The 9,077-nt window shown below is 51.7% G+C and carries 11 protein-coding genes and 1 pseudogene; all 12 read left to right on the top strand.

Features of this window, described 5'->3' with window-relative positions; translation table 11 throughout:
• Positions 1-411, top strand: a pseudogene (locus L5656_RS09340) (cobalt-precorrin-5B (C(1))-methyltransferase CbiD); the annotation flags it as partial.
• Positions 383-1,036 carry a precorrin-6y C5,15-methyltransferase (decarboxylating) subunit CbiE gene (gene cbiE, locus L5656_RS09335; RefSeq protein ID WP_297202269.1) on the top strand — a complete coding sequence of 218 codons (654 nt, stop codon included), beginning with the start codon at positions 383-385 and terminating at the stop codon, positions 1,034-1,036. The pseudogene L5656_RS09340 and the gene cbiE, both read left to right, overlap by 29 nt.
• A complete protein-coding gene (gene cbiT / locus L5656_RS09330) occupies positions 1,017-1,613 on the top strand; it encodes a precorrin-6Y C5,15-methyltransferase (decarboxylating) subunit CbiT (RefSeq protein ID WP_297202266.1) in 597 nt (198 codons plus the stop codon). The genes cbiE and cbiT overlap by 20 nt, the downstream gene beginning before the upstream one ends.
• A gap of 39 nt (positions 1,614-1,652) precedes the next feature.
• Positions 1,653-2,372, top strand: a complete 720-nt coding sequence (cobI, locus tag L5656_RS09325) for a precorrin-2 C(20)-methyltransferase (protein ID WP_297202264.1) — start codon at positions 1,653-1,655, stop codon at positions 2,370-2,372.
• Positions 2,369-3,160 (top strand): precorrin-4 C(11)-methyltransferase, encoded by a 792-nt coding sequence (gene cobM / locus L5656_RS09320; RefSeq protein ID WP_297202262.1) that lies wholly within the window; start codon positions 2,369-2,371, stop codon positions 3,158-3,160. The genes cobI and cobM overlap by 4 nt, the downstream gene beginning before the upstream one ends.
• Positions 3,120-4,220 (top strand): cobalt-precorrin 5A hydrolase, encoded by a 1,101-nt coding sequence (locus L5656_RS09315; RefSeq protein WP_297202259.1) that lies wholly within the window; start codon positions 3,120-3,122, stop codon positions 4,218-4,220. The genes cobM and L5656_RS09315 overlap by 41 nt, the downstream gene beginning before the upstream one ends.
• Positions 4,160-4,939: a precorrin-3B C(17)-methyltransferase gene (gene cobJ / locus L5656_RS09310; RefSeq protein ID WP_297202256.1), complete on the top strand. Its 780-nt coding sequence runs from the start codon at positions 4,160-4,162 to the stop codon at positions 4,937-4,939. The genes L5656_RS09315 and cobJ overlap by 61 nt, the downstream gene beginning before the upstream one ends.
• A complete protein-coding gene (gene cobK, locus L5656_RS09305) occupies positions 4,936-5,694 on the top strand; it encodes a precorrin-6A reductase (RefSeq protein ID WP_297202253.1) in 759 nt (252 codons plus the stop codon). Before cobJ ends, cobK begins: the two co-directional genes overlap by 4 nt.
• A 48-nt stretch (positions 5,695-5,742) precedes the next feature.
• Positions 5,743-6,132, top strand: coding sequence for a sirohydrochlorin chelatase (locus L5656_RS09300; protein ID WP_297202251.1), 390 nt, complete (start codon positions 5,743-5,745; stop codon positions 6,130-6,132).
• Positions 6,110-6,751 (top strand): precorrin-8X methylmutase, encoded by a 642-nt coding sequence (locus L5656_RS09295; protein WP_297202248.1) that lies wholly within the window; start codon positions 6,110-6,112, stop codon positions 6,749-6,751. Before L5656_RS09300 ends, L5656_RS09295 begins: the two co-directional genes overlap by 23 nt.
• 7 nt (positions 6,752-6,758) lie before the next feature.
• A complete protein-coding gene (locus tag L5656_RS09290; RefSeq protein ID WP_297202245.1) occupies positions 6,759-8,309 on the top strand; it encodes a cobyric acid synthase in 1,551 nt (516 codons plus the stop codon).
• Positions 8,299-9,077: adenosylcobinamide-phosphate synthase CbiB (gene cbiB / locus L5656_RS09285; protein WP_297202242.1), on the top strand; the 779-nt coding region annotated here is incomplete at its 3' end. The genes L5656_RS09290 and cbiB, both read left to right, overlap by 11 nt.

Genomic DNA, 9,077 nt, shown 5'->3' with positions numbered 1-9,077 from the left:
CGGCATATAAAGCGTCTCCTTTTATGGGGATATATAGGTAAATTAGTGAAGGTGGTAGGAGGGATCTTCCATACCCATAGCCGCCTGGCTGATGCCCGCCGGGAGATAGTAGGGGCTTGGGCGGCGGCCTGGGGTGCCCCACCGGGAGTGGTTAAGGCGGTGTTAGAGGCTAACACAGTGGAAACTGTACTTACCATTTTGGAGGAGGCTTGGGGAAGGGAATTTTGCCGGACATTTTGGAATCATATGGCAGGACTGGCCAGCAGTAGACTTAAAGAACGTCTGCAGGATAAAGTCGAAGTAGGGACAGCTTTTCTAAACCTTAGGGGACAGATCGTCGGCTGGGATGAAAAAGCGCGCCAGATTTTGGGGGAATGGGGTTATGACACAAAACAGGGGGAGTTGGCTTAAGGTTATAGGTATAGGGCCGGGGCACCCTTCTTGGCTTACCCCTGCAGCCTATGAGGCGGTAGCTCAAGCTGAGATCTTAGTAGGGGGGCGTAGGGCTTTAGCGCTTTTTGCTTTCCTAGAACGGGAGAAAAGGGTGATAGATGGGGATTTGGAAAGTCTCCGCCGCTTTTTAGAGAGCGTGCGGGGGCGACCAACGGCAGTATTGGTTTCTGGAGATCCGGGTCTGTATAGCCTTTTGGGGTGGCTAAAGCGGCATTTTCCAGAAGAAGAAATTACAGTGATACCTGGAATTAGTTCTGTGCAGTTGGCTTTTGCCCGCTTGGGTTGTAGCTGGGAAGAGGCTACTATTTTAAGCCTCCATGGGAGACCTTTAAGCCTCTTAGATCCTTACCTAGAGGGGCTGGCCCGAGATAAAGTATTGCTAGCTCTTCTAACGGGGGGTAGCAATACGCCTTCTAAGGTAGGCGAATACTTAACCTCTCAAGGCCTAGGGAAGGTAAGCCTTTGGGTGGGGGCTGAGCTAGGCGGCCCGGAAGAACGTATAGAGTATCTTTTGGCAGAGGATCTGGCCCGCTCTGACTTTCCTCAAGCAGCGGTGATTATCGGTGGATATAGGAAAAAATAGATGGCCCTACATAACCCCAGGTATTCCCGATGAGCTATTTGAAAGGCGGAAAGTGCCTCTAACCAAAGAAGAGGTCCGGGTATTGACCTTGGCTAAAGCCCGTTTGGCTCCTGGCCAAACCGTATACGACATAGGCTCAGGGACAGGATCTATAACCGTAGAGGCTGCCCGGCTGGTTTCGCCTGGGATAGTATATGCCGTAGATAAAGACGAAGAAGCCCTCAGACTTACTCGTATTAACGTGGACTCCTTCGGTCTAACCAATGTGGTATATCTAGCTGGGGAAGCACCGGGGGTGTTAGCCGGGTTACCTCCCGCTGACCGCATATTTATCGGGGGGAGCGGGGGAAATCTTAAGGAGATTTTGCTTCAGTGTTTAAGCCAGTTACAGCCTAAAGGGATTATAGTTATTAATGCGGTGACCCTGGATACCTTATGGGAAGCTGTAAATTTCGGACGGGAAAAGGGACTAAAAACTACTGCTATAGCTTTGAACGTGGCCAGGCTAGAGAAGATAGGCCAGCGAGAGATTTTCCGGGCCCTTAATCCAGTATATATTATCCAGTTACAGTCCTGACCCAGGGTTAAAGAAGTAAGACAAGGAGGAGGCAAGGTTTTGATAGGGAAACTTTACGGAGTAGGGGTGGGACCTGGAGATCCCGAGCTTCTTACACTTAAGGCGCGCCGCATAATAGAGGAAGTGCCTGTGGTGGCAGTGCCTGTCTCCCAGCGGGGGGAGGAGAGCTTGGCCCTCAAAGTAGTAAAACCTTTCCTGCGGCCCCAGCAGGAGATCCTTTCTCTTTTTATGCCTATGAGCCGGGACCGTAGGTATCTAGAACGATCTTGGGAAGCCGCCGCTCACCAGTTGTTAAATAAGCTTTACGAGGGTAAAGATGTGGCCTTTTTAACTTTAGGAGATGCTAGCCTCTATAGTACCTACAGCTACCTCATGGAGAAAGCCCGGGAGATGAACCCAGAATTAAAAATAGAGACTGTGCCGGGTATTACTTCCTTTTGTGCTGCGGCGGCTAGACTTAACTTGCCCTTGGCCAAGGGGGACGAGCCTTTAGCCATCATACCGGTAGTGGAAGAAGATGTGGCTACTTTAAGGGAATGGCTTGCCCAATTTCCCAATCTGGTCCTTATGAAAGTAGCCCGGAGGTACGAGGAAATTGTAGGTCTTTTGGCCGAAGTAGGGGTCCTTAAGGATTCGGTTTTAGCCACGCGCTGCTGTCTAGAAGGCGAACGATTTTCCTGGGATCTGGAAGCTGACCGGGGCCAGCGGCACGACTACTTGTCCCTTATTCTTGTACATAAAGGAAGGAATATAAAATGAAGGTTTATTTCATAGGGGCAGGGCCCGGAGATCCCGAACTCATAACGGTGAAGGGGCAGCGCCTTTTAAGGGAAGCGGAGGTTGTAATCTATGCTGGCTCTTTAGTAAACCCTGCCCTGCTGAGTTGGGCGCGGCCCGAGGCTCGTATTTATGATAGTTCTTCTTTAACTTTAGAAGAGATTATAGATCTTATGGAAAAAGCTGTAAGAAGAGGGCAAAAGGTGGCCCGGCTTCATACAGGGGATACCTCCCTTTATAGCGCGATACAAGAACAGATAGAGGCTTTAGAAGCCCGCGGTATCCCCTATGAGATCGTTCCCGGGGTTAGTTCCTTTTCTGCAGCAGCAGCGGCGGTCAGAAAAGAATTTACCTTGCCAGGGCAGAGCCAGACCCTTATTTTAACCCGCAGGGCAGGGAGGACTCCCGTGCCGGAGGCTGAGAATCTTGCGGCTTTAAGCCTTCACCAGGCTAGCTTATGTTTGTTCTTAAGCGCCCATTGTTTAAAGGAGGCTGCCCAGGAACTGGCCACCGGATATGGCCTGGAAGCTCCGGCTGCGCTAGTTTACAAAGCCTCCTGGCCTGAAGAGAGGATTTTATACGGGAGTTTGGCCGATATCGCTGACCGCGCTCAAAAGGAGGGTATAGAGCGCACGGCCTTGCTTCTGGTAGGGGATTTTCTACGGGGAAGGGGCCAGCGTTCCCGCCTATATCATCCTGCCTTTTCCCACGGTTTCCGGAGGAAAAAAGATGAAGCTAGCCATCATCACCTTGACGAAACAGGGCCTTAAGACAGCAAGGAGGATAGCCTTTTTATATAAAGGGGAAGCCCATATCTATACTCCTTTAGCCTTACTAGAGGAAGTCTCTTCAAGGGATGCATCTTTAAAGTTTGAGGAAGAAGGGGTTATATTCCCCTTTAAGCGGCCTTTAAAGGACTTCTGTGGCCAGCTTTGGAAGAGTTACCAGGGCCTTATCTTTATCATGGCTACAGGGATAGTAGTACGGTGTCTCGCTCCCTATCTACAGGATAAGAAGAAGGACCCTGCAGTTGTGGTGTTAGATGAGAAGGGAGAATATGCCATAAGCCTTTTATCTGGCCACCTAGGGGGGGCTAATAGACTGGCCCGGGAGATAGCCCATTTCCTGGGAGGAAAAGCAGTTATCACTACATCTAGCGATATCCAGGGTCTTCCAGCTTTAGATGTGGTGGCTCAAGAGTTAGGGTTTAAGGTTACCCCTGAAGAAAGGTTCGCCCAGGTTATGGGAGCGCTGGTCAATGGGAAGAAGGTAGGCGTCTGGGCAGAAGAACCCTGGCAGGAAAGGCTGGAAAGGGAGCTTAAAGGTTTAAAGGTTGAGCCTTGGTCTAAGTATCGAGGTCCAGAAGGGTGGGAGGCAGGGATACTCGTTACTTCAAGGAGAGACAAGCTTCCTCCTGGACCTTGGGTTTTCTGGCGGCCCCAGGAGCTGGTAGCAGGGGTGGGCTGCCGCAAACGGATAGACTATAAGTCTATCCTTAGGGCCTTAGGGGTAGCCTTTAAAACAGCCGGCCGCAGCCTATTAAGCCTTAAGGCTTTGGCTACCTGGGAGTTTAAGGCGAAAGAAGAAGGGCTAGTAATTGTAGCCCAGAGGCTTAACGTACCTTTGTTAAGTTTTTCTAAGGATGAGCTCCTAAAGGTTTGGGAAGAGACCCCTGGTCTATCCTATTCTCCCCTAGCCCAAGAGAAATTAGGACTAGGAGGTGTTTGCGAGCCGGCAGCGCTGCTAGGAGCAAGAAAGGGGGAGCTCATATGCAAGAAGATAGCCTTAAACGGGGTAACCGTAGCCTTGGCCAGGGCCACATATCTATAGTGGGGTTGGGCCCTGGGGGACCGCAAGATATGACACCCCGGGCCACAGAAGCTTTAGCCCAGGCCGAGGTTGTGGTAGGCTACCGTCCCTATGTAGCCCTCCTGGGAGAGATGGCTACTTCTAAAGAGGTTGTGGCTACAGGGATGACGGCAGAAGTGGAACGGTGCCAGGAAGCTGTGCGGCGAGCAGCCCGAGGGCAAAGGGTAGCAGTGGTTTCTAGCGGGGATGCGGGGATTTACGGAATGGCCGGGTTGGTTCTGCAGATCCTTCATCAAGAAGACCAGGCCGGAAAGATAGGAGTGGAAGTAATCCCAGGGGTGACGGCGGCCACGGCGGCAGCCGCGGCCTTGGGAGCTCCCCTTATGCACGATTTTGCTGTCATCAGTTTGAGCGACCGCTTGACTCCGTGGGAGACCATCGCCCGGCGCCTGAACTTGGCCGCCCAAGGTGATTTTGTGATTGTTCTTTATAACCCTAAAAGTCAAAGTCGCACCTGGCAGCTCAGCCGGGCTCAAGAGATCATATTACAGTATCGCTCTCCAGCTACACCAGTAGGGGTCGTCCGCCAGGCGGGGCGTCCCGGCCAGCAAGTATGGATCTCTGATCTCGCTTCTTTTTTAAGCCTCCCTGTGGATATGTTATCTACAGTTATTATAGGGAATAGTCAAACGCAAATTTTAGGGAAATGGATGGTTACCCCTAGGGGGTACGATCTGTGATCTTAGTTTTAAGCGGGACATCCGATGGGAACAGGCTTATCCGGGAGCTGGCAAACTTAGGTTACCGGGTGCTGGCTACGGCCGTCACCCCTTATGGTGCCTATCTGGCCAGGGAGGCCGGAGCTCTAGAAGTATATCAAGGAGAACTTGATAAAACATCCTTTAAGGAGCTAGTCCAAAGGGAAAAAGTGGGGGCCGTGATAGATGCTACCCATCCTTACGCGGAGAAGATAACCTCCATAGCACAGGAGGTAGCTGAAGATATAGATATCCCTTACCTCCGCCTCCGCCGGGAATTCGTCCCTGTACCCCCACATCCTTTGGTTAATATGGCCTCAGATTGGGAAGAAGCTGCCGAAGCTGCAGCCCGGGCCCAGGGCAACACCGTATTTTTGGCCATCGGGTCCCGCCATTTAGAGGTTTTTGCTAATCATGAGGGTTTACGGAAAAAACGCTTAGTGGTACGTATTTTACCTGACCGGGATTCTTTAGAGAAGTGTCTTAAACTCGGGTTCTGGCCCCGGGATATTATCGCCCTCCAAGGACCCTTTAGCTATGAATTAAATTTAGCCCTTTTTCGTGAGTATAAGGCCGAAATCTTGGTGACCAAGGATAGTGGCCATACGGGGGGCCTCTTGGAAAAGATCCAGGCCGCCCTGGACTTAGGATTAGAAGTTATCCTTTTAAGACGTCCCCCAGAACCCCCAGGTTTAAGGTTAGAGGAGATCTTAAAGGTTTTAGAAGCAAACCTTTAATGTGTTTAAAGGCTAGCCTAAAGTCAAGGATTTTGGGGAGGAAGATGAATGCAAAGCAGGATCATCCTTTTAGGTCATGGGAGCCGCATACCCGAAGCTAACGAACACTTACGGAGACTAGCTTTGCAAGTGGGCGAGCTTTTAGGAGGTCTTCCAGTAGATGCTTGTTATATGATGCGGGCACGACCTGATCTGGCGGAAGGAGTAGCTCGGGCGGTAGAGGAAGGGGCTAAAAGAATCGTCGTGGTGCCCATGTTTTTCTGTAACGGGCTCCACGTACAGAGGGATATACCGGAACAAATAGAGAAGCTGCGGGCCACCTATCCCCAAGTAGAGTTTATCTATGCCGCTAATTTAGGAGCTGATAGAAGGATCGCGGAAGTTATAGTGGAGCGCATCCAGGAGGTGGCACCGGGTGAATTTTTTGCGAGACCCTAAGGATATTGAGGAAAAAAGCCAAGCCTTTATTTCCGCACATCTTAAAGGGGATTTTAGCCCGCAGGAAAAACAGGTACTCACCCGTATAATCCATGCCACCGGGGACTTAAGCTACGCTAGCTTAACCGTTATCCACCCGGAGCTAGTGCCCGAGGCTTTAAAGGCCCTGCGCCAGGGAGCAGCCATAGTAACAGATGTGGAAATGGTTAGAAGCGGTATAAATGCTTCTCTGGCCGCTAAAGGGAGATGCCCTGTAATCTGCGCTATCCGGGAGGAAGAGGTTATAAGGAGGGCCGCGGCAAGATCGGAGACCCGGGCTATGGTGGCTATGGAGTACCTGGCACCTCGAATATGGGGTTCTGTAGTAGCCATCGGTAATGCGCCGACCGCCTTGTTCCGCCTCCTGGAACTCATAGAAAGCGGGCAGACCCGGCCGGCGGTCATTATCGGGACGCCGGTGGGCTTTGTAGGAGCTTCCGAGGCTAAAGAAGCTTTGGAGAGGGGCTCCATACCATTCTTGACGGTCCGCGGATCCAAGGGCGGAAGCACAGTGGCCGCCGCGGCTGTCAATGCCCTTTTGCATTTGGCTTTTAAAGGGGGTTTTAAGGCTGAAGGCTAAAAATATTATGCTTCAGGGGACTAGCTCCCATGTAGGCAAAAGCGTGCTAGCCGCCGCCCTTTGCCGGATATTCTACCGGGCCGGGTATAAAGTTGCTCCCTTTAAGGCCCAAAATATGGCCAATAACTCTTATGTCACCGCGGATGGCGGGGAAATGGGACGGGCTCAGGTGGTCCAGGCCTGGGCAGCGGGGGTAGAGCCGCGGGTAGAGATGAATCCTGTGCTCCTTAAACCCACCGGCCACTCTTGTTCTCAAGTGATAGTTATGGGTCGGCCGGTCGGAAATTTAGGGGCTAAGGAGTATCACAAGGATTTTGCCCTGAGCTTGCTTGATACAGTAGCCCGGGCTTACGCTACCCTGGCAGCGGAGTTTGAGATCATAGTCATCGAGGGAGCAGGGAGCCCCGCGGAGATAAATTTAAAGGACCAGGAGATAGCTAATATGAGGATCGCCAAGATGGTAGGAGCCCCTGTTTTGCTGGTGACCGACATAGACCGGGGAGGGGCTTTGGCCTCTGTGGTGGGCACCTTAGAGCTCCTGGAACCTGATGAGCGAGCTTTAGTGGCCGGCATCATAATTAACAAATTCCGGGGCGATCTCTCTCTCCTTAAGCCTGCTTTGGATTTCCTGGAGAAAAAGACAGGAAAACCTGTGTTAGGCGTAATACCTTATCTACCGGGGCCCAGTTTACCTGAAGAGGATTCCGTGGCCCTGGAAGAACGGCAACGGAACACCCCAGATCCAGGGACAGGGGAGCTAGACATAGCTATAGTTCTCCTCCCCCGCATTTCCAACTTTACCGATTTCGATGCTTTAGAGAGGGAGCCGGGGGTAAGGGTACGGTATGTAGAGGTATCTAAACCTTTAGGCCGACCGGATCTTGTAATTCTACCGGGGAGCAAAAACACTATTGAAGATCTACTTTTATTAAAGCAATATGGCCGGGATAAAGAGATCATCAGGCTAGCTCGGCAAGGGACGCCGGTAGTAGGTATATGCGGCGGTTTTCAGATGCTGGGCGAGCTCATCCGGGACCCCTTTAAGGTAGAAAGCAGCACTCCGGAATTGGAAGGGTTAGGATTATTGCCTATGATCACTACTTTTAAGCTGCCCAAGGCCACGTATTTAGTGGAAGCGGAGGTGGCGGGGCTAGGGCCTTTTTGGGGCTTAACTAATTGCGGGCTGTTAAAGGGTTATGAGATCCATATGGGTGTTAGCGAAAAACGTGGGGAGGCTCTCCCTGCCTTTTATATAAAGAGCAGGGGAGGAGAGACTGTCGAGATACAAGATGGAGCTGTATCTATAGACGGACATATCTGGGGCACTTATATCCACGGTATTTTCGATAACGATGGCTTCCGGCAAAGCTTTATAGAAAAACTTCGTCAGAGACGGGGCCTAAGACCAGGGGAGGGTTATAGGCGAGGATTTGAGGCCGAGCAAGAGGAAAGATTAGAGGAATTGGCCAGGACAGTGGCCTCCCATCTCGATTTAGAGAAACTAGGCCAGATTATGGGTTTAGAACGACCCTTGGCAGGTGGGTGGTTTGCCCGTTAGCTTGGAAGTCTTTTTGTTAGCCCTGCTTCTGGACGTGATCATAGGCGATCCCCGCTGGTTGATCCATCCTACCCAGGTGATGGGCTTAGGGATAGTTACGCTGGAGAGGCTCCTTTGGCCCTGGGCTACAACCCCCCGCCTTAAGTATCTAGCGGGGATGATCATAGAAGTTATAATCGTGGGGTTAAGCTGGCTTATGACTAAGGTATTGATTACCTTAGCTTATAAGATAGGCTGGCTATGGGGGTATTTTTTAAGCGCGTGGCTACTTTCTACTACCATAGCTGCACGGGGATTATGCCTTACAGCTTGGGAGATAGCTTCTTGTTTAAGCCGAGGGGATTTACCAGCCGCTCGGCGTAAGGTGGCTATGCTGGTGAGCCGGGATACTGAGCGGATGGAGGAAAAGGAGGTAGCCCGGGCGACCATCGAAAGTGTGGCCGAAAATACAAGCGATGGGATCTTGGCTCCTCTTCTTTATGCCCTGGTGGGCGGGGTTCCTTTAGCCATGGCCTACCGGGCTATAAATACCTTAGATTCCATGCTGGGGTATAGAAATGAGCGCTACCTTTATTTCGGCCGTGCCGCAGCCCGTGTAGATGATTTCGCTAACTTTATACCCGCTCGCCTTACAGGTGTCTTCTTCTGTTTGGCCGCCTTGTTAGTAGGGGGTAAGGCGGGGGAAGCTTGGCGGGTGCTATGGCGGGACGGGAGCCGCCATCCCAGCCCCAACAGCGGGTATCCGGAGGCGGCCATGGCTGGCGCCTT

Origin of the sequence: Thermanaeromonas sp. (assembly GCF_021890735.1) — a bacterium.
GTDB lineage: Bacteria > Bacillota > DSM-521 > Neomoorellales > Neomoorellaceae > Thermanaeromonas.
The sequence above is the reverse complement of the archived record's forward strand: the minus strand, read 5'-3'. Positions and strand labels throughout refer to the sequence as shown.